Origin of the sequence: Providencia sp. PROV032 (assembly GCF_028484875.1) — a bacterium.
GTDB lineage: Bacteria > Pseudomonadota > Gammaproteobacteria > Enterobacterales > Enterobacteriaceae > Providencia > Providencia rettgeri_E.
In genome coordinates this window covers 134,178-158,119 of the sequence record NZ_JAMPSX010000006.1, presented here as the reverse complement: position 1 = coordinate 158,119, position 23,942 = coordinate 134,178, and the positions used below count along the sequence as shown (strand labels likewise).

The following is a 23,942-nucleotide window of genomic DNA, read 5'->3' as shown; positions in this document are numbered from 1 at the left end:
CAAAAGTGATTTTGTCTACTGTTTTATTTTTGTCATTAAAATGGTAGCCTAATCATGTTAATTTTTAATAAAAAAACCTATTTTATATATTTGAGTTTATTATTACTTTTCTCTCTCCCTCTCCCTTCGGTATTGTCAGCTCAAGAGTTAAAAAGAGAGGTTATTGGTGATTTAAAGGATGTTAGTAACAAAAAATATCAATTGGAAATAAATAATGTTAAATATAGTGAAAAAAATATCGACGAACTTGGTTTTATTCTTTATGATCTCATTCAGAAAAAGGATTTCGATGAAATAAATGGAATTATTGATAATTACGTTAACCACAAAGACCACGATAAAGGATTGGTTAAATACATTCATTCTGAGAAGGCAATGTTAAATAAACAGTATGATTTAGCAATTAGCCTATATAATGAAATTTTGATTCACAAGCCTAATATGTTGTTGGTTGAGTTAAAACTTGCACAAGCACTGATTTATGTTAAGCATTATGAATCAGCATTGTCAATATATCAAAGTATAAAAACAAGATATAAAGGAAGAATATCAATTCGATTAACTGAATTTATTAAAAGTAAAATAATAGATTTAGAAAATAAAAATCATTGGCAAGGTACAATTAAGCTAGGTTCAAGTTATGATTTTAATTTAAATGAAGCATCAAATAACCGAGAGATGTACTGTTTTCGAAGTAAATGTATGAATAGTAGTAACCAGTCTATCGCTGGTGGAAAGTGGCATTATTATACTAGCTTATCAAAGCGTTTTCCTCTAGTAGGAAACAACTCAGCAGTACTGTCGTTAGGTATGGTTGGGGTGGAGCCAATGAAAACAGTCACGGTCAGAAAAACAAATATATATGTTACTGGGGGGTATCAATTCGATAATGCGAATACAACGTTCCATATACAGCCCACCCTTGAGGCTAAGTGGCACGATAACCTATACTATAATTTAAGTCTAGGAGGAAAAATAGCGACAGAATACACGTTAAATCATCGGGTAACCTTGTTAGGTAATATTGAATATAAAAATAAAACTTACCCTTATAAGTATAGTTTTAATAACGGCGATAAATGGGTTTATTCAGTTACTGGTACCTATTTAATAAACCCTCGATTAATGGTTTTTGGCAGTTTTTATGGAGCCAACAGGAAAAAACAATACGATAGTGATAGCTATGCACAATATGGGGTTAGAGCTGGTTTTTTAAAAGTAACCGAACTGTGTGACCTACTTATTGCAATAGGTTATAAGCAAACAAACTTTAAACGGTTTGATGCATTTTTGAATGTAAAAAGAAAAGATCATAATGGGTATTTAAATAGCCAATTAACGTTTGATAAAAATAAAATATTAACTTTTACACCTTCTATTTATTTTAATAGCCAAGTGAATAAGAGTACGGCAGATATTATTTATTCTTTTAAGCAAAGTGAAGTCGGTGTCAATTTCACCAAGAAATTTTAATTTTCACCGGAACAGATAATGAAAATCAAAACAGTGATAGCCATTAATATCGCGACAGGGTTATCTATTGGTAGTATTGCAAATTTAGTCTATGGACAACAAAGTGCAAATATTGGCTCTATTGTAGTTAATGATAAAGCAACAACTATCAAAGAGCGTGATAGAAAAGGGGCGGATGACCAATATGATAAAGACGAATCAAATATTTATATTAGTAAAGAAGAAATTGATCGTTATAAAGGCACTAACCCCGCAGACACCATTAACCATGCAGTAGGGGTATATAGTGGTGACGCCCGTAATAGCGGGGCAATAGACCCCAATGTACGAGGGATTCAGGGGCAAGGGCGTGTCCCGGTGACTGTAGATGGTACAGAGCAAGCTATCACTGTTTGGCGTGGTTATAATGGCGCGAATAATCGTAACTATATCGACCCGAATATGATTAGTAGCATTAAGGTAATGAAAAGTGCAACACTAGACCGCAATGTGCGTACATCGACGGGGGGAGGAGTTGCTATAACAACGCTAGGCATTGATGACGTTGTGGATAAATATGAAAAATTTGGTTTTGATATTAAATTAGAAACATCGAGTAACTCGACAAAACCGAGGGTTAATCAATTAAGCCACGGTATAGATTACCGTGATGATAAGCGGCTATTGAATACGTTAGACATGCAGAAGTTTCGTGGGATTTATTTTAAAGATCACGAAATGCTTGTTGATCCTCGTAGTAAAGGTAATGCTAATTTTTTTAATCTGCAAGATAACGCAGCGCGTATTGCCGTTGGGACACGGCAAGAAAAGTTTGATTTGATGCTAGCATACAGCTATCGCAACCAAGGTAATTATTTTGCTGGGCGCCGAGGGGCGGGTAAATTTTATGACGACATCATTACTTATGACCCTAATAACCCAAATAAAGCGATAGACCCATATATGCCTTTCGTAGCTAGGATTTATGGGCCAAATAAAGAGGTGGCGAATACATCAAATGAAATGTCGACATGGTTAGCTAAATTAAATTTAATGCTACCTAATTCACAGGACTTATCCCTTGGTTATATGCATACATCAAGTCATTATGGCGAAATCATGCCATCGCAAATTCGTTATCATGATTTAGAGGGAAAAATTCCACAATGGCCTTTAGCTAACTTGGCGTTAAATACTTTTTACGCCAATTATTCGTTCAAACCTGAGTCCATTGGTTGGATTGACTTTCGATTAGGCTATTGGTTGACAAAAACTAATTTAAACTCAAATACCGCAGGTGGCCAACCTAGGGAACCAGTGGAAAGGGATTGGAATTATGAATTTGGTCGAGATAAAAATGTAGCTAAAAATCCTGCTATCAATGGCACCTTAGTTGATGGGATTAAATTAAACCAACTAAACGATCGCTATGGTGTTTCATTATCCAATAAATTTCAAATTACACCTGAATTTAAAGTGACTTTAATGGGAAGCTTAATTGATGAAACTATTGGTAGCCGTGAAGATATCTTTAATTCGGATTCTAGCCCAAAGGGTAACATGTTCCGAGCTATCCCAAGGGAAGGTAAGCGTCAAGAATATAATGGGACTATTCGCTTTGATTGGCAGCCTACTGATTGGTTAAGTCTGAATGCAGGGGCTCAATATATTAGCTACTGGTCAAGAGATTTATTAAAAGAGAGGCGCATTGCGGCTAAAGATATAAATTATGCACCTTATAGCCATATAACGGCGAGAAATTTCCTATTATCCCGTTTATTAAGCGCTGAAGAATATCAAACAATAAAACAGTATATTGATGATAAAGGGAATACATATAATGATATAAAAGAAAAAAAACATGAGAGAAGAATTTTTATCGAGCAAGCATTAAAAATGAAAAAGGATTCGTTACGTGATGTTGGATTAATAGGGAAAAAGTTAGAATTTAGAATCACAGAAGTTAACCATATAGTGAAATGGAAAGTGGATGAAAATAACCGATTTACAGCCAAAAATAATCCATTTTATAATGGAGAGGTTGATTTAAAAGAAGAAAAAATAGACCCTGTCACCGGTTTAAAAGCCAAAAGATATCTCGTTGACCGCGATATTAATAACACTCAAGATGAAGTGAAGTATTCCAATAAACAAAAATTTAAAGCGCCAAAAAGAAATGAAGAATCAGCTTGGGCTCCGGCATTAGGGGCAACAATTTACTTAACAGAGAACGATCGAATATTTGGGCGTTATTTAGAAACCGTTAGGATGCCAAGTATCTTTGAAGACACTATTGGTTTTTCGGGGGGAAGAGAGCCGAATTACACACCACCGGTTTATTTGCCAGAACGCAGCCACACGATAGAACTGGGATATGTGCGTAATTTCCAAGATCTCGTTGCGGCAGAAAATCATGCTGACTTACGCATAAATTACTACAACACAGTAGTCACAAATGCCTTTGATAGGAACGATAGGTTAGTCTTTACGCAGGTTGATAAACATAACACGGCCGGTTTGGAACTATTGGCACGTTATGATAATGGCTGGGTATTTGGTGACTTAGGGGTAGATTATCGTTTAAAAAATGAAGTTTGTGATGAAGTGTCATTGATGGTAATGGATCCCTATAACAAATTTGGTGGCTCAGAGTGTACAACAGCAGGCTTCCCTGGCGGCTATTTGCGGACTCAATTGCAACCTAAGTACAGCATCCATGCCAACTTAGGTTTGCGCTTCTTAGATGAACGTTTAGAAGTGGGGAGTCGTTTGCGTTATCACAGCAAGGCAAAAAATGAAGATGAGGCGGAAATGATGGACAAATACCCGTACCAGTATGCACCATTAAACAATGACCCGATGAGTTGGAATGCCGTGTTTACCGGTGATGCTTATGTTAATTATCAGTTTAATAAAGACCTATCATTTGAATTATTAGCCACCAATTTATTTGATGAATATTATATAGACCCATTAACCCGCAGTATGATGCCTGCACCGGGTAGGACTATACGTTTCAATGTAACAAGTCGCTTCTAAAAGGGATCCCCTTCGCTGATGCCGCTGTATTTTGGTATTGGCGAAGGGTTGTTAGGGATATTAAAATGATTACTCTACGTTTTAATCTTGCTGTGATGGTTTCTTTATTATTTCATTTCGGCATCGTTTTTTATTGTTTAAATATAGAGAAAACACGTTCTGCACAAATTTACACACCAATATATGCGGCTATCGTCTCTGTTGCATTGACACAAAATGTAATTGAAAAACAAACAAATGACGTCACATTAGATAATAAGCTAGCGGGAGGCTTACTTGCAGAGTCACAACAAAATGAAAATGCTGTAATTAAAGTTGCTAATAAAAAAAATACGCGTAGTGATGAAAATAAAGTGTCAGAAAAACAAAAAAAAATTATCGAGAAAAAAGAACAAAAACAACCAAATAAAAAAGTGATTAAGCAGAAAGAACAGGAACAAAAAAGTGATGATGTAAAACAAGAACAGCGTGTAGGTAAAAACGATAGCCAATCTTATGCAGCAGGCCAAGCGGGAGCACAAAGAACGGCCTCGGTAGGAAACGCAACAGATTCAAACTACCAAAGTTATATTGACAAATTACGTAGTGAAATTGAACGACATAAACGTTACCCAAGAAAAGCGAGAAATACCAATGTTCAAGGAACGGTTCTGGTGAATTTTACGCTTACGCCATTGGGGGAGATCACAAAGGTGAGTATTGCAAAGTCTTCTATGCATGTTCAACTGGACGAAGCCGCGTTAGCTGCAACACTAAAGAGCCGCTCTGTGGGAGTGCCACCGGAAGGTCTAAGAAAACAGCACACGTTGGAAATTAAATTTGAGCTATAAAGAGATTAAAAACATAACTCTGATTAATCAGGGTAAATTACGTAGTAAAAAGCAAGCCGCCATAATGTATAGCGGCTTCTTTGCGAATTATTTTTCTGCTGTCGTGGTTTTAATTTCATCACCTTCAGGAAGTGTGACATTTAATTCCAAAACAGAAATATCATCGTCTTTTTGTTCAAATTGCAATGACAACATTTCAGGGTCAATTTGCACATATTTACAGATAACTTGCAAAATATCGCGTTTCATATCAGCAAGATATGGGGGCTCGCTATCACCACGGCGACGTTCAGCGACGATGATTTGTAATCGCTCTTTTGCGATATTCGCTGTCGTTTTTTTTCTCGACAGAAAGAAATCCAATAAAGCCATTATTTACCCCCCAAATAGGCGTTTTAAGAAACCTTTTTTCTCTTCTTCAATGAAACGGATAGGGCGATCTTCACCTAAAATACGCGCAACACAATCATCATAGGCTTGGCCTGCATCAGATTCTGTATCCAAAATGACCGGCTCACCTTGGTTAGAGGAGCGCAGTACAGATTGGTCTTCAGGAATTACACCAATCAAAGGAATACATAGAATTTCCAGAACATCTTCCATGCTTAGCATATCGCCGCGCGTTACACGACCGGGGTTATAGCGTGTTAATAATAAGTGTTCTTTAATTGGCGTATCGCCTTTTTCTGCACGACGTGATTTTGACGCTAAAATACCTAAAATACGGTCAGAGTCACGAACGGAAGAAACTTCTGGATTGGTTGTAATAATGGCTTCATCAGCAAAATAGAGTGCCATTAAGGCACCACTTTCAATGCCGGCAGGGGAATCACAAACAATAAAATCAAAACCAAGGTCGTCACTCAATTCATCAAGAATTTTGCCAACGCCTTCACGCGTTAATGCGTCTTTATCGCGCGTTTGTGAAGCGGGTAAAATAAATAAATTCTCGGTGCGCTTATCTTTAATTAAAGCCTGATTAAGGGTTGCATCACCTTGAATAACGTTTACGAAGTCATAGACTACTCGACGTTCACACCCCATGATAAGGTCAAGGTTACGTAGGCCGATATCAAAATCGATCACTACCGTTTTGTTCCCTTTTTGTGCCAGGCCAGTAGCTATGGCCGCGCTTGAAGTGGTTTTACCAACGCCACCTTTACCTGAAGTCACTACAATTATGCGTGCCATGAATAATTCCTTGTAAATAAGGTCTAATTTAAATATTCGATGTTAAGTTTATTATCAACTAAACAAAGTTTAGCTGCTTTGGCGAGAAATTCAGCAGGGATTTGATCGCTCAGCCAATATTCACCTGCAATTGAGACCAGTTCAGCTTGCAAATGAGTACAATAAATCTGACTTTCAATATCACCAGAGGCTCCAGCTAATGCACGGCCTCGCATCACGCCATAAATATGAATATTACCATCTGCTAATAGTTCTGCACCTGCACTAACATTGCTTGTGACGATCAGATCACTATTTGGTGCATAAATACGTTGCCCAGAACGAACAGGGGTATTGATAATACGAGTTTTACGATATAAAGGTTCAGCTTGAACTGTCGCAGTCTGAGGTTCAGGCTGAATTTCAACAGGCTTTTGACTTTTACCTTCATTTAAAATCGGTAAACCCGCATCGTTTACTTTTTTCCGTATCTGTGGGTCAGTACATCCACTGACCCCAACAATACGCAATCCCGCAGAAATAACAGATTTATGAATACTCTGTAAATCGGCATTTGGGGATAATTCAGCAATGTTAATCACGACAGGGGCATTCTTAAAGAAATCAGGAGCCTGATTTACTTTATCTTGCAGCGCTTTTTTGATGAGTTTAGGCTCTTCACTGTATAAGTGAATTACTGAAAGAGTAAAACTGCTGCCTTTAAGTTCTATTGGCGATTGTGGCATCTATCCAGACTCAGCAAATTAAAATTTCCGAAACAATCCTCGGGTGAAGATATTCTGTAAAACAATAGCATGTTATAGTTACTATATACTTCAAGCAAGCTAATGAACTAAGAAAAAGAGTTAAATATAATGATTTGTGCAATTTATAGAAGCCCTAAGCGTGACCAAACTTATCTTTATATTGAGAAGAAAGATGATTTTTCACGTGTTCCTGATGAATTATTAGCTCAATTTGGAACACCTCAATTTGCCATGCTTATCTCATTAGATAAACGTGAAAGGCTCGCCAATGCTGACTTGGCAAAGGTTAAATTAGACCTCTTAGAAGTTGGTTATTACTTACAGTTCCCACCTCCGGTGGAGGATTTGCTTTCAGAACATAAAGAACTGAATAACTAGAGCAAATTAAGAAAATCCTGAAAAGCAAAGATAGTCTGGAGGAGACGAATGAAACCAACGTTATTATATACATTAGTCGCTGGCTTATTTTTAACAAGTTGTTCTGCAACACAGAATGAATCAGTTGTTACTTACCCGATTACCGCAGAACAAAATGCGGCTATAGCCCAAGAAGTCTCTGCTTTAGATAAAGCATTCCCTATTGAACAACGTGAACCATCACAATTTCCTGCTTATGTGGAATTATTGAAAGAACATGCTATTGCTCAGGGGATTAAACCTGCCACCATTGAGCGTGCTTTTGCTAATATTCATTTTATTGAGCGTGTTGTGAAAGCAGATAAAGGCCAACCAGAGAAAAGGGCGACGGTTACGTTAGCAAGCTATCTAAAAAATGTACTCCCACAATCGCGTATCAATGCTGGCTATAACAAATATTTAGAAAATAAACCCACTCTAGATGCTATCAGTGATAAATATGGCGTCCCACCTCAGTTTATAGTTTCGTTATGGGGATTAGAAAGTGGTTTTGGGCGCTCGCAAGGTAAAGAAGATGTTGTTTCTGCGCTTGCAACACTGTCATTTGAAGGCCGCAGAGAAGCGCTTTTTAGCAAGCAATTATTAGCTGCACTTGAGATAATGGACAAAGGTTATATTTCAGAAGATCAACAGCTCAAAGGTTCATGGGCTGGCGCCATGGGCCAAAGCCAATTTATGCCAACCTCTTATTTGTCCTACGCAGCAGATGGTGACGGTGATGGCAAAATGGATATTTGGAATAATAAATCTGATGTGTTTGCATCCATTGCTAATTATTTATCAACAGAAGGTTGGCAAGCTCAATTACCATGGGGTTACCAAGTTAATTTACCCATAGATTTTAATAAAACGTTGGAAGGCGTAAAAGCGGAACAAGGGAAATCTGTTCGTGAATGGCAAGAATTAGGCGTTACATTACCTGCATTTGCTCAATTGTCTTCAGACGTAAAAACCTGGGTAGTTATCCCTGATGATCCTGAAGGCAGAGCATTTTTAGTGACTGAAAATTTCCGTACCATTATGCATTGGAACCGCTCATATTATTTTGCATTGAGTGTATGCATGATGGCAGATGGTATCGCTAATAAAATACAATAACGATAATAGGAGTACTATTATGTATCAACATCGTGACTGGCAAGGTGCGTTACTTGATTTCCCTGCAAATAAAGTTGTTTGTGTTGGTAGTAATTATGCAAAGCATATAAAAGAAATGGGATCTGCTACACCGGAAGAACCTGTTATTTTTATTAAGCCAGAAACTGCTTTGTGTGATATTACTCAATCCATTGTTATTCCAAAAGATTTTGGCGCTGTTCATCATGAAATTGAGATGGCAATTTTAATTGGTATGCCATTAAAAAATGCAGATGAAGACCGCGTATCACGTTCTATTGCAGGTTATGCGGTTGCATTAGATTTAACCTTACGTGACTTGCAAGCTAAGTTTAAAAAAGCAGGTCAGCCATGGGAAAAAAGCAAATCATTTGATGGTTCATGCCCAATTTCTGGTTTTATTCCTGTTAGTAGCCCGAATGACTTACAAAATGTTCAGCTTTCACTGGAAATCAACGGTGAAGTTCGCCAAGAGGGTTCGACGCGTGATATGATCACACCAATTTTACCGCTGATTAGCTACATGTCCCGTTTTTTCACACTACGTGCAGGGGATGTCATCTTAACGGGAACACCTGAAGGTGTTGGCCCATTAGTTTCTGGTGATATGCTAAAATTATCAATTAATGATCACTCGCTGACTACTCGGGTTATTTAAATATAGGATTAATAAGTATTATGTCGCAGTTCTGGCAAGTTAAAACTTTAGATGAAATGACAGATGAAGAATGGGAATCTCTCTGTGATGGTTGCGGGCAATGCTGCTTGCACAAATTAATGGATGAAGATACCGATGAAATTTATTTTACTAATGTTGCCTGTAATCAGCTAAATTTAAAAACTTGCCAGTGTAAGCATTATGAAGACCGGTTCAGTTATGAAGCGGATTGTATAAAGCTTAATCGTTATAACTTAGAAACATTTGAATGGTTGCCAAGCACTTGTGCTTACCGGTTGTTATTAGAAGGAAAATCTCTTCCTGCTTGGCACCCATTAAAAACAGGCTCTAAAGCGGCAATGCATAATGAAGGTGTGTCTGTTCGCCATATTGCTGTCAGAGAAATTGATGTGGTGGATTGGGAGGAACACATAATGAATAGGCCCATGATAGGAAGAGGCTAGTAGTAATACCTCAAATATACAGTAAATCATTATGTAAATATCTTTGCCAGCAGTAGGCTTATTTGCCATTTTAAATATTGCCATTTTGCCTGCAATATTCTCTTTTTTTGAAAAATTTAGCCAAGCTACATTGATGATGGTCTATACATTTTAATCGCGGTATCATGCGGTTTTATATGAAAGAAAATAATAATCACATTCAGACTGGGTGTGATTATTTTCGTTATTAATAATAAGAATTATTTCTAATAAATACTCGATGTTAACCCTCTAATATTAAGTTTCCTGACTTAAAAGTTTGAGTATATGAAAATCCATCTTTAAAACTGTCTACCCACTAATTTTTACGCGTTGTAGGTTAAGCTGCAAAGTTTTCATTTAAGAAAATATTATATAATTTGTGACCTCTCATTTTGCTTTTCTCAAAATACTTGGCTAATCTATTTTGGTAAAAGCGACATAAGGGGATAGAAATGAAAACATTTGGGGTGGTGCTCACAATTATTGGTCTCGTTACTGCGATTATCTCTTACAATATGGATGTGAGCATTCCTATTGTATATGGGGAGAGTGTGAAAGATACAGGGCTGGCATTTGATAGACAGAATTATATCATTGGTAGCTTGCTGGTCGCATTTTTTGGCGTTTTAATTGTCCTATTTGACAATAAGCGACGCAAGTGAGTTTATTAATACAACCCAGATATTGATAGATATAAGCAGAGCATCAATAATTGCTTTTTTAGTGACCGTTACCGATACAATATTGAACACTTAATGCGATATTGTTTCATTTCTGAATGAAATTGAGTTTATATTGGTTTCGCTCGATTATAATAAATGATGTTTCAAATTAATCAGAAGAATATCTCTTATGAAGAAAATACTTGTGTTAGCTGGTTTGGTTGTTCTTTCTGGATGTGTTTCCAATAATACTGAAATGGAGCCAAAGAATGTAGGCATGGCAAATCCCGCATCAGTATATTGTGAGCAAATTGGGGGGGCACTAGAAATTTTGAATACAGAGGATGGGCAAGTAGGGTACTGTATTTTACCATCAGGCGAAAAAGTAGAGGAATGGGCTCTATACCGGCAGAACAAACACTAGTCAATCTTTCACTTCTTAACAGCTATCAGCAGAAATATTTTGTGAGATTTTTGCTGTAGTTCCTCTCTAATAATTTTTCTATTCTATATTAATCAGTTCTTGAAATTAGCCGATATTACTATTTCCAGTATAACTTCTAGTGTTGGGTATATTTTCATATGTTGATCAACAAGATAACGGTGTTAATGCACATGGAAAATACGCAATAAACACATTATAAGAGATCTTTACGACATTTTGATGGTTGCATATGGATTTAGTAAGGTGGTCAGGAGCTTTCTATGCCAAATTATTGATATAAAATATTTTTATCCACTAATGTCTCATAACCCGTAATTTGTTGTACTAAAATAGAAACAGCTACCTTATGTTATGTAATCGCCAGATAAACTGGGCTTATTAGAAGGATTGATTCACTAAAAAGACGCTAAACTATCCTGATAGTAGAAAATGGCAGAAGAGAAAAGCATCTTTTATCGATGACTTATTGTATTGGATCACACTTTAATGCACTAAAAGAGCTATTTAGGAATATTCTTAATGCCAAATTTTGTAATCCGGTTCGGTTTTTTACAAGATATCCGTTTTAACAAAATATGCATATTTTCATAAGGTTATAAAACAAGAAAATTGACATCTTGTAGATTATAGTTTGTACAGTTGATCCGGTTTTCTTATTCTATATCAAAAATAATGATAATTTTTTTTAACATGGGTATTGGCTAAATACTTTGATATTCCAATTTTTACGTCAACAGCATATTGAATGAATAAAGAATTATATTGCGATTTTATCACTATTCCTTCTATCTAATTTATTTCCCATATTCCATTTATTTTGAAATCTAGGTTAAAATAGATGTTTATATCGTAATATATTTTTTTTTAAGTTTTAATTTTAACTAAAGTAGACTGTTAATATAAAAAAGTATATATACACTCATAATGTGTTAATTTGATATTCAAGCATAATAATGCGAAATTCAAGGTTTATCATTGTTAGATATGACATATATTCATAAGTCGCAAATCATTAACATAAATAATGTATGATTCTTAAATGGACGATCAATAAGTGATGTGTTTCGCGCTTACTTTGCAACAAAAAGTATCAATATATTAATGAAAATAGAAATCTAATCTAAATGTGGTGTTTTTTGCCGTTTTTAATAATCTAAATATTTATGATTTTTTGTTTTTTTTTGTCGTAAATACGTATTTTGTTTGCGTTTAAATCTAAATGTTAATCCGTTTACGAGTAAATTAGTGAAAGCTAACTATCAGGTAATCCAATCAATAGATCATTTTTAATAGTCCTTGCCTATCAAAAAATAAATAAGTGATGAAAAAAACGATTTAATAAAACTTAAGTTATTATGTATCCTCTCATCGAAATCATATAGAGCATATGATTATAAATTCTAAATAGGACTAATTAAGAAATATATTTATTTGCATTAATACAAATGGTTCAAAGTGAAACGTAAACTGCAAATCATACTCTATGTATGAGCAGATTTTTATTTTTTACTTACCAATAACCAAAACTTAATCAGTTCTTTTTAATGTAAAAATAAATACCCTCATATTAGGAAATAAAAATGAAGAAAGTACTACTGACTGCGATTGCAACAACTATTATTGGTTTATCAACAGCTAACGCTGCAAGCACCAACGTTGGTGGCGGCCAAGTTAACTTTCACGGTAAAGTAACAGATGTTTCTTGTACTGTTTCTGTTGATGGTCAAGGCAGCGATGCCAGCGTTTACTTAGCACCTGTATCATTAGCAGAAGTACGTGATGGTGGTGCGGATACATTGTTAAAACCAAAGTCTTTTGTTATTGACGTAACGAACTGTGTTGCAGCAGATGTTAAAGATGTTACTAATGATTCCGCTATTGATAAAACATTATTAAATGTTAATTGGACTGGCGGTAACTTACTGCAGGGTGCATCAGGTAACTCAGAAGGTTATTTAGCAAATACTGAAACTACAGGTGCTAAAAATATTCAATTAGCACTTTCAACTGATGATAGTTCTGATTTATCGGGTAAAATCATTCCTGGTAACCCATCTCAGAAAAAAGTTAAAGGCGATTTGGATAAAGTTGAAAATGGAGCTCGCTTCCAATATTACGTTGGCTACGCAACTTCTACACCAAAAGATGTAACAACAGGTGAAGTTAAAAGTTATGCAACTTATGAAATTACTTATCAATAATAAACTAGTCAGTTAATTTCTTATTGGTTTTGGTTAAGTAGGTATTCTTTAGATATTAATTTAAATAGCTTTACTTTGATAAGCGGTAGGTATACTGCCGCTTTTATTTTGAGGTTCAAATGAAAGCAATAGTATTTATCTTCTGTTTTATTTTTAGTATGCATTCATTTGCGAATAACATTATTGTTAACGGTACACGGTTTATTTATCCAGGAAATGAAAAAGAAATTACCGTGCAATTAAATAATACTGCCGAGCGTCCTGCAATCGCACAAGCGTGGCTTGATACAGGTGATGCGTCAGAAACACCAGACACGATAAAAACACCATTTCAGATCACACCTCCCATATCTCGTGTAGAAGCTAAAGGAGGGCAAACTTTACGAATCAAACTAATGGATAAAGAAAGTATCCCTCAAGATCGTGAAAGCTTGTGGTGGTTGAATATATTAGATATTCCCCCTATGGCTAAAGCTAAAGATGGGGATAATCAAAATGTATTACAATTAGCGATTCGTTCTAGATTTAAATTTTTTTATCGTCCAACAGGTTTGAGTAGCCGTGAATTAGCACCAGAGCAGCTTGTTATAAAAGCCAATGGTAAGAGTATTATTATAGATAATCCAACGCCTTACTATATTACTATTACAAAAATTTCAACGGATGGTAGATCTGGGTTGAATGAAAAAACAATTTTATTAGAACCAAAAAATCAAGAAATAGTTGAATTAAAAAAAATCGTAAGGTCAGGAACTCATATCGTAATTAATAATATCAATGATTATGGTTCAGATATTGCGGTGAAAACCACCGTTAAATAGGAATATATAATGAAACAGCGAGAGTTAATAAATAAATATAGCAATACGCTCTCTGTGACTTGCTTTGTCACTGCATGCATAGTGCCTACGTTTTATGCTTGGGGTGAAGAAGATACAACCTATGAGTTTAATAGTGGTTTTATTATAGGTAGCAAAGAAGATGTTGATTTAACACGATTCAATTCTTCAGGGATTAGCCCCGGAAAATATTCAGTTGATGTATATACAAATAATAATTGGAAGGGACGCTACGATCTTAATTTTGAAGAACAAAAAAATGGCCAATTAGCTGTGTGTTATACACCAGAAATGCTTTCTAATTTTGGCATTAATATTGAAAAACTAAACCCTACCATGGGTAAAGATAGCAATACTTGTTTACCTTTGAAGGACTGGAATGATCACAAAGATGTCGTTGATACATTTCATTCTTCTACATTGCGCTTAGATATTTCTGTTCCGCAAATATATGAACAGAGAGTTTCCCGTGGATATGTTTCCCCTCAATTTTGGGATACAGGTATTCCTGCATTAAATATAGGCTATATGGCTAACTATTATGATAACCATACTAGTGGTTCGAAAGGAACAAATAACGCTAGTGCGTATTTAGGGTTAAATGCGGGTTTAAGTTTTGATGGTTGGTTATTGAAACATATTGGAAACCTTAATTGGCAGCGCCATGGTGGGACGAATTGGAATAGTAATCAAACATATCTGCAAAAGCCAATTGCTGAACTAAAGTCAAAAGCGACAGCAGGGCAGTTTTATACGGATGGTGATCTCTTTGACAGCATTAGTTTACGTGGTGCAAAAATAGCAACAGATGACAATATGTATCCTGATGGAACGGCAACATATGCACCAGAAATCAGAGGAATAGCACAAAGTAATGCTTTAGTAACAGTAATGCAGAATAACGCTATTATTTATCAAACAACAGTTGCACCAGGGCCTTTTAGTTTAACGGACGTCTATCCATCCGGTTACGGAAATGATTTGGTTGTTACAGTAAAAGAAGCTGATGGAAGTGAAAGTAGCTTTAGCGTGCCATATTCATCTTTAGCACAATTATTACGCCCTGGATTTACACGTTATCAAGTTGCTGGTGGTAAAGCAGATTCTGATGGATTGAGAAATCGACCATTCATTATGCAAGGCACTATCCAGCACGGCTTAAATAATACATTTACGCTCTATGGTGGTGTTACTGCATTTGACGATTATCAAGCTTATTTAGTGGGTACTGGTGTTAACACCGGCTATGGAGCTGTTGCTGTAGATTTAACTCAGTCGAGAACTGTATTCAAATATAGAACAGAAACTGGGCAAAGTTACCGTTTCACATTTAGTCGGTTATTTACCCAAACTGATACTAACTTAGTATTAGCTGCTTATCGGTATTCAACGAAGGATTACTATAACGTCAGTAATGCACTATATGCGATAGATAATGATAAGCGTGGTGTAGAGAATACCTTAGGGCGTGAGAAAAATGGTTTTAGCTATACAGTGAATCAAAATCTTCCTGATGGTTATGGTGGGATTTATTTTACAGGCCGTATTTCTAATTACTGGGATAAGTCGGGGACAGAAAAGCAATATCAACTAAGTTATAACAATAACTTTAACCGCCTTTCTTATGGTGTCGCCCTTATGAGAGTTTATGCAGATAATACAAATAATAAAAAAGATGATCGTATCAATATAAACTTTAGCTACCCACTGTATTTTGGTGAAAGTCAGAGTGCAACATTAACCTCAAATACGGTATTTAATAATGAAAAATTTGGGGCAAGCCAAATAGGTGCGAGTGGTTCATTTGATAGAGATAATAATTGGACTTACGGCATAAATACTTCAGTTGCAAATGGTGGGCAAAAAAATATTGGTCTGAATACTGGTTATCGAGCACCATTTGTTAATACGAATGCGAATTATAGTCAAGGCCAGGGATATCGTCAGTTTGGTCTCGGTGCAAATGGTTCAGTTATTGTGCACTCTGAAGGTGTAACATTAACACCAAATACATCAACAACATTAGCTCTGATTGAAGCGAAAGGGGCTGAAGGTGCGTCAATTATGGGGGCTCCTGGAACTCGAATTGATGGAAATGGTTATGCAGTTGCTCCTTATGTTAGAGCATATCGCATAAATAATGTTGAAATCGATCCAAAAGGAAGCCCCGAAGATATTGTTTTTGATAATACGTCTACACAAGTTGTTCCTTATGAAGGAAGTATCGTTAAAGTTAAATTTGGTACTAAAGTCGAAAAGAATATTGCATTTAATGTTATAAGACCCGGAAATAAACCATTGCCATTTGGGGCTAATGTAACTGATAGCGATGGTGAGTCCATAGGTATTGTTGGCCAAGGTGGAACCGTATTTATTAGTAGTGAAACCGCAAGAATTGCAATTATAAAGTGGGAAAATGGACAATGTGTATTTTCTTTAGAAGCTGGCGATAGTAAGGAAAGTTTATGTCAATAACGAAACAAATTCGCTTGTATATCGGAGTTGGTGTGCTTCTTACCGCTAGTTATGCTTCTGCGTATTGTAATAGAACCTCAACTCATACTTATGTATTAAATATGCAGATGGGGAGAGTCGTGGTAGACCCTAACTTAAATGTTGGTGATACCATTGCGGAGCAAACTTGGGATATGCGTGAAAACTCAAGTGCTATATATGCGTATTGTACTAGAAATACACCGATAACGGCTTCGGTGACTATGCCTAGTCTAGTTCCAGTGGGTAATAAAATTTACCAGACAAATGTTCCAGGAATTGGTATGAAATTTCACCGAGAAGGTGCGGTGAGAATGACGTATCCGGACACATTTTATGCACCAAGCTCAAGTAACTATTATCTCGCGGGATCAAAGTTTATTTTAACATTGGTGAAAACAGCTCCTGTTACGGGATCTGGAACTATAGCTAGTGGTCTTTATACATCTTATGGCTATATTCCAAATAATGACCCATTTTTGATTACTAAATTAGATGCAGAAGCCATAACAATCGTTTCTCCTTCTTGCCAAGTTGAAGGGGGAACGGAAAAAAATGTTTATCTTGACCCAATTAAACGATCACAATTGAATGGTACTGGAACAACTGCGGGTGAAAAAGATTTTGATATTCGCTTAATATGCAGTGGAGGGGTTAGTATTTCAGGTTTTGCAAATGTTAATATGACTTTCAGCGGTGAGATTCCAAAAAATATGAATAACCGACAAGGGGTTTTGGTTAATCAAAATAAATCTTCCAGTGGAGCTGCGGGAGTTGGCATACAAGTTTTAGAGCGTAACCGTAATAAACCACTTATGTTTAATGAAAAATATAAAGTTGGAAATTTAGTTGACAAGCAAACCAAGTATCTTGACTTAAATTATAAGGCTCGTTATTACCAATATGAGCGAGCAATCTCTGCTGGAGAAGTTAACTCTAAAATGGTTTTCAATATTACCTATGATTAAAGTTTTATATATTAAATTTATTAATAATACTGTTGGCTAATTTTATAAAATTTGAGAAATGGCTAATCCTCATGTAGAGGATTAGCCATTTTTTATTTATATAAAAGTAAGTAAAGTGAAAGTAACATGGCATACAATAGCTATGCTACTTGTATTTTATTTATATGAAATTAATATTTCATATCGATTAATAATGATCTTTAGAAGGGACGATAACTGTTTCAGCTGTGTATCTTAGCTCTTGACTTATCTCTTTGGATAGTTCATTTTTATTTAATTTTGAATTGCTTACGTAACCTTGAAAAAACCATTCAATCGGGCAATTTAATGCTTCAGCGATATCAACTAAATGATTAATTGGAATTTTGTTAATGCCATTTTCATAACGTGATATTTGTTGTTGGCTTAAATTTAATTTTTCAGCTAAATTAGCGCCTGATAGACCGAGTTCTTTTCTCCGGTTTTTTATTTTAATACCAATTATAGTATGAATGTCCATATGACATCCTCAATTTTATAGGAAAAATTATTATTTAATGCACTTAATTTAAATTACGCTTAATAGTATATTAAAAAACAAACGAATTTAAAAGTTTTAATGAACATAATTATGATGAGAATCTCTATTTATAATTTGAACATTTGCAATATAATGACATTATTTTTATTATGGTTATTATTGGTGAATAAGTAAATATATCTATATTTATTTCTCCATACAAAAGAGTGTTTAAATTTAATTTTTTAAAATTTTATTTTGTTTTTTTGACTGCAGATTTTATCTTTAATTTAAAATCAGTTGGTTATGATAGGCTGACAATGTTACATCTATAGATTTAAGGTTAATTTATTGTTCTGTCATGTTAATTTTTTGGTTTTTAAAAATTTAATATAAATAATCGTGTATTAAAAGCAAAGAAAGAAATTAATAACATCTATTATATATCAATTAAATTGATATATAATAAACCTTTAAATCATCTCAAATGATTACTTAGAGAATAGGTTATGTTCAGTATTTTGATTTCATATGTATTCCATTTTAAGTGCAATACTATTTGCGATAGTTTGAAGTTGCCATAACAATTGATTATTAAGTTAAATTATTCGCGATAAAACTATCTGGTGCTTCAATAGGTTAGATGACATCAAAGGTTTCAATATTATCAAAAAGGATAATTGCCATAGATTTTAACAGCATATTCTACTCAGGTATTGTCATTGCTGAGTATATTGTGGCATGTCCTATATTCTTTTTTTGGGATTTTGTGCACTTAACATATTTATTTTCCTAGTGTTAGACAAAATTTCATAAGCGTGATAAAGCATAAATATGGGCACTGAAGTATACTGTATAAAACCTATTGGGCTTTTAATACCAAACTAGCGAGGTTAACAATGAAATTATATATTTATGATCACTGTCCATTTTGTGTCAGAGCAAGAATGATTTTTGGTTTAAAAAAGTTAGCGGTAGAGCAAATTGTGTTATTCGATGATGACATCGAAACACCGACAAAAATGATTGGTCGGAAAATGCTGCCTATTCTACAAAAAGATGATGGGAGTTATTTACCTGAAAGCTTAGATATTGTTCATTATGTGGATAGTATTAATGAACCTAAATATGCTGGTGGGAGTATCGCGCCAGAAATAGAGGCTTGGTCTAAAGCGGTTTCTGCTGTGGTATATAAGCTTGTGACACCACGTTTTACACAAACTGATTTCCCTGAAATTAGTACAGCAGAAGCCAGAGCTGCATATATCGCTAGAACATCAAAATCTTATGGTGATTTAAACGAGCTTAAAAAAGAAACGCATACGCTGTTAGTTGAATTAGAGCCCCAACTGTCGTTATTAGATGCGTGGCTAGAAACACGGGGTGAAGTCATTGATATTAATGATTTTATTATTTTTCCAACTTTACGTAGCTTGAGCATAGTTGAGCACTTAGCATTTAGCACAAACATTCGCAACTATATGGAACGAATTGCAGAATCCTCGAATATTAATTTGTTATTTGATAAGGCTAAATAGTCTATCTAGCTGCCAGTTTAGTGTTTCTTGGCAAACGTTTACCGCCTCTAAAAGAGGCGGGATGTATTCGTTAATTGACGTAGTCGCGTAGTGTATAAACTAACTTGTAATGGCCTTGAGTTAATACGAGCTTGTTGTTTTTCAATGAAATTATCGCACCTTCAGACAGTGCTCGATTTATCACTGAATCCCATTTGGATAAATCTTCATCAACGCATTCGAGTTCAGTCCTACTTAAGTTTTTTACGGTAATTTTTGCGTTTTTGATATCGCCAAACCCGTTGAAATCATTACACATTGATGCAGAAACAAACATTTTTTCGCCAAAAGCAAGGAAAGGGGCGGTCTGTTTACTGTTAATCGTTTTACCATTTACTTCAGTTAAAATAAAACGGTGGTGCATCAATTTATTTTCAAGTGCTTGGTCATCATTACGCGCATTGACTTGATGAGTTTGGCATGCTGCTAGCAATAAACCCAAAATAGTAAGTGGAATTAGGCGTTTCATAATCCCAGATCCAACTATGCGTTAACAATATTAGGGCAAGCTTCCCCACAACTAATTTGACGGATATTATTTAGCGTAGTTTGACTGATACTTGTTAATGCTTCTTCTGTTAAAAACGCTTGATGCCCAGTAAATAATACATTATGACAAGAAGAAAGTCGGCGAAAAACATCATCTTGTATTACGTCATTAGATTTATCTTCGAAGAATAAATCACGTTCATTTTCATATACATCCATACCTAATGCGCCAATTTTTTGTGATTTTAGTGCATTGATGGCGGCAACAGAATCGACTAACGCACCTCGACTTGTATTGATGATCATGACCCCATTTTTCATCTTCTTGAATGCATTTTCATCGAGTAGGTGATGATTTTCAGGTGTTAATGGGCAATGAAGAGAAATAATATCTGATTGTTCATATAGAGTATCTAAGTCAACATATTCAGCACCCAAATCTAAAACAGCTTGGTTCGGGTATGGGTCATGTGCGAGTAAACGCATTCCAAAGCCCTTTAAAATACGTAGCGTCGCTTGGCCAATTTTCCCGGTACCGATAATGCCAGCGGTGCGGTTATGCATATTAAAACCGGTTAATCCCTCAAGAGAGAAATTTGCATCTCGCGTACGCTGGTACGCCCGGTGGATCCGGCGATTAAGGCATAGCATCATCCCAACTGCGTGTTCTGCAACGGCTTCAGGAGAATAAGCAGGGACTCGAACAACTTGGATACCTAATTCTTTAGCTGCTTGTAAATCAACATTGTTAAAACCAGCACAACGTAAAGCTAAAATTCGAATATTGAGTGCGGCAAGTTCTTCTAAAACAGCACGATTAGCTTCGTCGTTAACGAAAATACAGACAGCGTCGGCACCAACAGCATTTTTAGCTGTCTGAACCGTCAATGGAAAATCAAAATATTCAATACTAAAATTAAATCCAGAATTTTGATTAACTTGTTCCATGTGCTTGCGGTCATACTGTTTGGTACTATAAGAAACAATTTTCATCATAAAGACTCCAATTTTTAGGAACCAATTAGAAAAGAGTAGGTAAAAAGGTGTACCTACAAAATATAAACTCAGAATAAGACAATTAAGTTTGTAAATCACCTATAAATTAAGAAAATAGGTATCTGTTTACGATTGAATGTGGTTTATCTTTGTGAGTATCGCGTTTAATGAGACGATTTTGTTGAAATTTATCATTTGCGCTACAGAACAATTCAAACAAGGGACGTAGTAATGCAGTTAATGAAAAGAGCATTCAGAATATTACTCTGCTTTTTGGGTGGAAGCATTGCTCTCTTAATACTTTTATGGATAACGATATCCCATTGGGCTCCTGTTGTTGCATCATACTATCTTCCTAAGCCATTTAAACTGTCGTTTTCAGAACCAAGAATTAGTCATGGCCAATTAGGTATAGCAAATATCAGTATAACAGCAAATGATTGCACATTAGTTCAGTTGAATAGCACAAGGCTTTCAATCTTTCCCTTGCATGCTATTGTGGATAGCCTTGATGTTAAAACTGAATGTTTGAGTGCTCTTGAGCCAACGAATGAAACAGATAATGATCCGATTAATATTGCAGACGTTATCGGTAATATTCCTGTTTTTTCATTAGTTATAAATAATGCCAACATACAGCCATGGAGTGATTACCAAGGCAGTATCTGGTTACGTAAAAATCAGGCTAACCCTCTAGAATTTGATTTTAGCGGCGACAATCTAAGGTTGTCATCTTTAATAAACAGGGAACACCAATTAGTCATTCAAAATTTTTTAGCATTTCTACCAGAACAAAAGCAAACAATAGAATTATTTGGTGATGTGCAACTCCCCTTAATGGCAAATCAGCTTCCAGAAAAAGGCGAGCTGAATGCTTATTTTAAGTTAATCAACCCAGAAAAATTCTTACAAGCTAAATTCAGTTGGTTGAATGACCAAGGCGTCTTTAGTGTCATGGATACAGACACAAAGGAAGAATTGCTTTATTTACCATGGTTACTATCGCCTTCTAGAATACAAATAGCGCAAGGGAAGTGGCAATGGAAAGAAGCAGATATTCCTTTACAAGGCGGTATCAGCCTTCAAGTTGATAACTGGAATAATACATTAAGTGAAATGGTATTTTCTGGGCGCATTAACATGCTCACACAAGCAAAGAAAGGGAAAGCCAATATTGTCTTAGCGGTGCCATCTACCCAGATAAATTTACTCGATGCTGATATTAACTTTAGGCTACATGGCCAAGTTAAATATGATGATATGGTGCTGGATATTAATTTACCAGCCAAGGTTTCAGGCCAGTTAGCCACACCAAAAGTCTCTTTTTTATCCAGTTCATTATTAAGAGCTTATGGTCGGCTTTCTGAAACACTTATTCTTAATGAAGTTAGATTGCCACTCGCAGGGACATCGTTAAGTGAAGAAGGTATTTCAGGGCGTTTGCAAGCTATCCTTAAGGTTAAAGAACAGTACTGGGGAGATTTCGATATTCATTTGGATGGTAAAGCCAATAAATTTGCATTAGATAAGGGAAAATGGATTTGGAATTATTGGGGAAATGCCAACTTGCCGTCATTATCGGCTAATTGGGACATTAAGGGTAATGGGAGTTGGCAGGACACTTTAATCACATTAAATAGCTTAAATACAGGTTTTGACCAAATACAATATGGGCTCTTATCGATGAGGGCTCCGCGTTTACAACTAAGTAAGCCATTAGTTTGGCAACGTGATCAGAATAAAGCCAATTTTAATGGACAATTACAGCTTACCAGTGAACGAATGCAATTTGGTACTGAAAGTTATCTACCAAAAGTTACATTAAATGCGGATCTTAGTGGAAAATCTCCTGCTGAATTTCAACTTAAAGGTGATTTAAGCACTAAAGATGTCGGGCCAATCGTCATATTTGGGCGCTGGGATGGTGAAAGATTAAGAGGGGAAGCTCGTTGGCCTGAGCAGTCAGTCACGGCTTTTCAAACATTAATTCCTGCTGATCTTGGAATTGAATTAAAACAAGGAAAATTATTTTCTCAAGCTGCTTTCTCAATAACACCAGAAGATGGTTTTATTGCAGGAGGACACTGGCGTGTAGAAAATACGAGCCTTTGGTTAAAAGATGGTGAGTTATCAGGATTAGATTTTGTTTTACCATGGCGTTTAAAACAAAGTACCTGGACTTTAGGGGGGAAGGGACCTGTTGAGTTACGTATTAAAAAGCTCAATAATTTATTTGAATTGACGGATATTAAAGCCGATCTTGCTGGTTCATATCCACCAACGGAAAACAGGCCATTAAAACTGACTAATGTGGGCTTTAAAACCTTAGGGGGTGAGGTATCGATGGATTTACTACGCTGGCCACAAACCCATGCCTCTTCGATAAAATTAAGACAGATTGAACTTAGTCAGTTATTTACCATATTAAAAGTGTCACAGTTTGCTGTTTCAGGTAAAGTTAATGGTGAGTTACCTTTTTATTTAAATAATCCAGAGTGGATAGTTAAAGATGGGTGGTTAGAAAATAGTGGGCCATTAACGTTACGGTTAGATACTCAATTTGTTGATTCCATCCGAGAGGATAATATATCTGCGGGTTCCGCTATGGGGTGGCTACAATATTTGGAAATAAAACGCAGCCGTACAGACGTTAATGTTACAAACTTAGGGTTGTTAAATATGAAAACAATCCTTGAAGGGTATAACACGCAAGAAAAGAAAAAACGTGAAGTTCATTTGCATTATCAACATGAAGAAAATATCTTTCAATTATGGCGTAGTTTACGATTTGGTAGCTCTTTAGAAGAGTGGTTGGAAAAAAATTTATAATGAGCATAAG

The 23,942-nt window shown here is 35.6% G+C and carries 21 protein-coding genes; 15 read left to right on the top strand and 6 right to left on the bottom strand.

The window, feature by feature from the left end:
* The first annotated feature begins 54 nt into the window (after window positions 1-54).
* The 3 genes from PSF42_RS07130 (at window position 55) to PSF42_RS07120 (ending at window position 5,321) form a co-directional block, all read left to right on the top strand.
* Window positions 55-1,473 carry a surface lipoprotein assembly modifier gene (locus tag PSF42_RS07130; RefSeq protein WP_125894826.1) on the top strand — a complete coding sequence of 473 codons (1,419 nt, stop codon included), beginning with the start codon at window positions 55-57 and terminating at the stop codon, window positions 1,471-1,473.
* Window positions 1,474-1,491: 18 nt separating this feature from the next.
* Window positions 1,492-4,491: a TonB-dependent receptor domain-containing protein gene (locus PSF42_RS07125; RefSeq protein WP_272679720.1), complete on the top strand. Its 3,000-nt coding sequence runs from the start codon at window positions 1,492-1,494 to the stop codon at window positions 4,489-4,491.
* A gap of 65 nt (window positions 4,492-4,556) precedes the next feature.
* Entirely contained in the window at window positions 4,557-5,321 is a 765-nt protein-coding gene (locus PSF42_RS07120; protein WP_125894822.1) for a TonB family protein, read from the top strand.
* An 87-nt stretch (window positions 5,322-5,408) separates the two neighbouring features.
* On the opposite strand, the gene minE is transcribed toward PSF42_RS07120, so the two are convergent.
* From minE to minC, 3 genes are read right to left on the bottom strand one after another with little or no spacing between them, the layout of a single operon-like run.
* Window positions 5,409-5,693, bottom strand: a complete 285-nt coding sequence (gene minE, locus PSF42_RS07115) for a cell division topological specificity factor MinE (RefSeq protein WP_125894820.1) — start codon at window positions 5,691-5,693, stop codon at window positions 5,409-5,411.
* Window positions 5,694-5,696: 3 nt separating this feature from the next.
* Window positions 5,697-6,512, bottom strand: a complete 816-nt coding sequence (gene minD, locus PSF42_RS07110; RefSeq protein ID WP_125894818.1) for a septum site-determining protein MinD — start codon at window positions 6,510-6,512, stop codon at window positions 5,697-5,699.
* A gap of 23 nt (window positions 6,513-6,535) precedes the next feature.
* Entirely contained in the window at window positions 6,536-7,237 is a 702-nt protein-coding gene (minC, locus tag PSF42_RS07105; RefSeq protein ID WP_125894816.1) for a septum site-determining protein MinC, read from the bottom strand.
* A gap of 129 nt (window positions 7,238-7,366) precedes the next feature.
* Here minC and PSF42_RS07100 point away from each other — a divergent pair, with 129 nt between their 5' ends.
* From PSF42_RS07100 to PSF42_RS07055, 10 genes are all read left to right on the top strand, one after another.
* Window positions 7,367-7,636, top strand: a complete 270-nt coding sequence (locus PSF42_RS07100; protein ID WP_102140656.1) for a YcgL domain-containing protein — start codon at window positions 7,367-7,369, stop codon at window positions 7,634-7,636.
* Window positions 7,637-7,684: 48 nt separating this feature from the next.
* Window positions 7,685-8,773 carry a lytic murein transglycosylase gene (locus tag PSF42_RS07095; protein ID WP_272679719.1) on the top strand — a complete coding sequence of 363 codons (1,089 nt, stop codon included), beginning with the start codon at window positions 7,685-7,687 and terminating at the stop codon, window positions 8,771-8,773.
* A gap of 19 nt (window positions 8,774-8,792) precedes the next feature.
* Complete coding sequence (locus tag PSF42_RS07090; protein WP_272679718.1) at window positions 8,793-9,449, top strand: fumarylacetoacetate hydrolase family protein; 657 nt, start codon at window positions 8,793-8,795, stop codon at window positions 9,447-9,449.
* Window positions 9,450-9,469: 20 nt separating this feature from the next.
* The gene (locus PSF42_RS07085; protein ID WP_102140653.1) at window positions 9,470-9,913 is read left to right on the top strand and encodes a YcgN family cysteine cluster protein; all 444 of its coding nucleotides are present in this window, start codon (window positions 9,470-9,472) and stop codon (window positions 9,911-9,913) included.
* A 473-nt stretch (window positions 9,914-10,386) separates the two neighbouring features.
* A complete protein-coding gene (locus PSF42_RS07080; RefSeq protein WP_102140652.1) occupies window positions 10,387-10,596 on the top strand; it encodes a hypothetical protein in 210 nt (69 codons plus the stop codon).
* Between the two features lie 190 nt (window positions 10,597-10,786).
* The gene (locus PSF42_RS07075; protein ID WP_125894810.1) at window positions 10,787-11,020 is read left to right on the top strand and encodes a putative hemolysin; all 234 of its coding nucleotides are present in this window, start codon (window positions 10,787-10,789) and stop codon (window positions 11,018-11,020) included.
* 1,601 nt (window positions 11,021-12,621) lie between these two features.
* Complete coding sequence (locus PSF42_RS07070) at window positions 12,622-13,242, top strand: fimbrial protein (RefSeq protein WP_213912771.1); 621 nt, start codon at window positions 12,622-12,624, stop codon at window positions 13,240-13,242.
* A 119-nt stretch (window positions 13,243-13,361) separates the two neighbouring features.
* A complete protein-coding gene (locus PSF42_RS07065) occupies window positions 13,362-14,063 on the top strand; it encodes a fimbrial biogenesis chaperone (RefSeq protein WP_272679717.1) in 702 nt (233 codons plus the stop codon).
* Window positions 14,064-14,072: 9 nt separating this feature from the next.
* Entirely contained in the window at window positions 14,073-16,556 is a 2,484-nt protein-coding gene (locus tag PSF42_RS07060; protein ID WP_272679716.1) for a fimbria/pilus outer membrane usher protein, read from the top strand.
* Entirely contained in the window at window positions 16,547-17,542 is a 996-nt protein-coding gene (locus PSF42_RS07055) for a fimbrial protein (protein WP_272679715.1), read from the top strand. The genes PSF42_RS07060 and PSF42_RS07055 overlap by 10 nt, the downstream gene beginning before the upstream one ends.
* Window positions 17,543-17,729: 187 nt before the next feature.
* On the opposite strand, the gene PSF42_RS07050 is transcribed toward PSF42_RS07055, so the two are convergent.
* Window positions 17,730-18,041, bottom strand: coding sequence for a helix-turn-helix domain-containing protein (locus tag PSF42_RS07050; protein ID WP_272679714.1), 312 nt, complete (start codon window positions 18,039-18,041; stop codon window positions 17,730-17,732).
* Between the two features lie 899 nt (window positions 18,042-18,940).
* On the opposite strand from PSF42_RS07050, the gene grxB reads away from it, so the two are divergent.
* The gene (gene grxB / locus PSF42_RS07045) at window positions 18,941-19,579 is read left to right on the top strand and encodes a glutaredoxin 2 (RefSeq protein ID WP_125894800.1); all 639 of its coding nucleotides are present in this window, start codon (window positions 18,941-18,943) and stop codon (window positions 19,577-19,579) included.
* Between the two features lie 70 nt (window positions 19,580-19,649).
* Here grxB and PSF42_RS07040 read toward each other — a convergent pair whose 3' ends face one another.
* Together PSF42_RS07040 and PSF42_RS07035 are read right to left on the bottom strand one after the other, a co-directional pair.
* Window positions 19,650-20,087, bottom strand: coding sequence for an META domain-containing protein (locus tag PSF42_RS07040; protein WP_272679713.1), 438 nt, complete (start codon window positions 20,085-20,087; stop codon window positions 19,650-19,652).
* A 14-nt stretch (window positions 20,088-20,101) separates the two neighbouring features.
* The gene (locus PSF42_RS07035) at window positions 20,102-21,100 is read right to left on the bottom strand and encodes a 2-hydroxyacid dehydrogenase (protein ID WP_125894861.1); all 999 of its coding nucleotides are present in this window, start codon (window positions 21,098-21,100) and stop codon (window positions 20,102-20,104) included.
* 234 nt (window positions 21,101-21,334) lie between these two features.
* On the opposite strand from PSF42_RS07035, the gene PSF42_RS07030 reads away from it, so the two are divergent.
* Window positions 21,335-23,932, top strand: coding sequence for a YdbH family protein (locus PSF42_RS07030; protein ID WP_272679712.1), 2,598 nt, complete (start codon window positions 21,335-21,337; stop codon window positions 23,930-23,932).
* Window positions 23,933-23,942 lie beyond the last annotated feature (10 nt).

Coding starts and splice junctions, on each gene's coding strand:
- grxB (WP_125894800.1), top strand. CDS start 18,941: ATGAAATTATATATTTATGATCACTGTCCATTTTGTGTCAGAGCAAGA.
- minE (WP_125894820.1), bottom strand. CDS start 5,693: ATGGCTTTATTGGATTTCTTTCTGTCGAGAAAAAAAACGACAGCGAAT.
- PSF42_RS07040 (WP_272679713.1), bottom strand. CDS start 20,087: ATGAAACGCCTAATTCCACTTACTATTTTGGGTTTATTGCTAGCAGCA.
- PSF42_RS07035 (WP_125894861.1), bottom strand. CDS start 21,100: ATGAAAATTGTTTCTTATAGTACCAAACAGTATGACCGCAAGCACATG.
- PSF42_RS07100 (WP_102140656.1), top strand. CDS start 7,367: ATGATTTGTGCAATTTATAGAAGCCCTAAGCGTGACCAAACTTATCTT.
- PSF42_RS07080 (WP_102140652.1), top strand. CDS start 10,387: ATGAAAACATTTGGGGTGGTGCTCACAATTATTGGTCTCGTTACTGCG.
- PSF42_RS07130 (WP_125894826.1), top strand. CDS start 55: ATGTTAATTTTTAATAAAAAAACCTATTTTATATATTTGAGTTTATTA.
- PSF42_RS07055 (WP_272679715.1), top strand. CDS start 16,547: ATGTCAATAACGAAACAAATTCGCTTGTATATCGGAGTTGGTGTGCTT.
- PSF42_RS07090 (WP_272679718.1), top strand. CDS start 8,793: ATGTATCAACATCGTGACTGGCAAGGTGCGTTACTTGATTTCCCTGCA.
- PSF42_RS07095 (WP_272679719.1), top strand. CDS start 7,685: ATGAAACCAACGTTATTATATACATTAGTCGCTGGCTTATTTTTAACA.
- minD (WP_125894818.1), bottom strand. CDS start 6,512: ATGGCACGCATAATTGTAGTGACTTCAGGTAAAGGTGGCGTTGGTAAA.
- PSF42_RS07075 (WP_125894810.1), top strand. CDS start 10,787: ATGAAGAAAATACTTGTGTTAGCTGGTTTGGTTGTTCTTTCTGGATGT.
- PSF42_RS07030 (WP_272679712.1), top strand. CDS start 21,335: ATGCAGTTAATGAAAAGAGCATTCAGAATATTACTCTGCTTTTTGGGT.
- minC (WP_125894816.1), bottom strand. CDS start 7,237: ATGCCACAATCGCCAATAGAACTTAAAGGCAGCAGTTTTACTCTTTCA.
- PSF42_RS07125 (WP_272679720.1), top strand. CDS start 1,492: ATGAAAATCAAAACAGTGATAGCCATTAATATCGCGACAGGGTTATCT.
- PSF42_RS07050 (WP_272679714.1), bottom strand. CDS start 18,041: ATGGACATTCATACTATAATTGGTATTAAAATAAAAAACCGGAGAAAA.
- PSF42_RS07070 (WP_213912771.1), top strand. CDS start 12,622: ATGAAGAAAGTACTACTGACTGCGATTGCAACAACTATTATTGGTTTA.
- PSF42_RS07060 (WP_272679716.1), top strand. CDS start 14,073: ATGAAACAGCGAGAGTTAATAAATAAATATAGCAATACGCTCTCTGTG.
- PSF42_RS07120 (WP_125894822.1), top strand. CDS start 4,557: ATGATTACTCTACGTTTTAATCTTGCTGTGATGGTTTCTTTATTATTT.
- PSF42_RS07085 (WP_102140653.1), top strand. CDS start 9,470: ATGTCGCAGTTCTGGCAAGTTAAAACTTTAGATGAAATGACAGATGAA.
- PSF42_RS07065 (WP_272679717.1), top strand. CDS start 13,362: ATGAAAGCAATAGTATTTATCTTCTGTTTTATTTTTAGTATGCATTCA.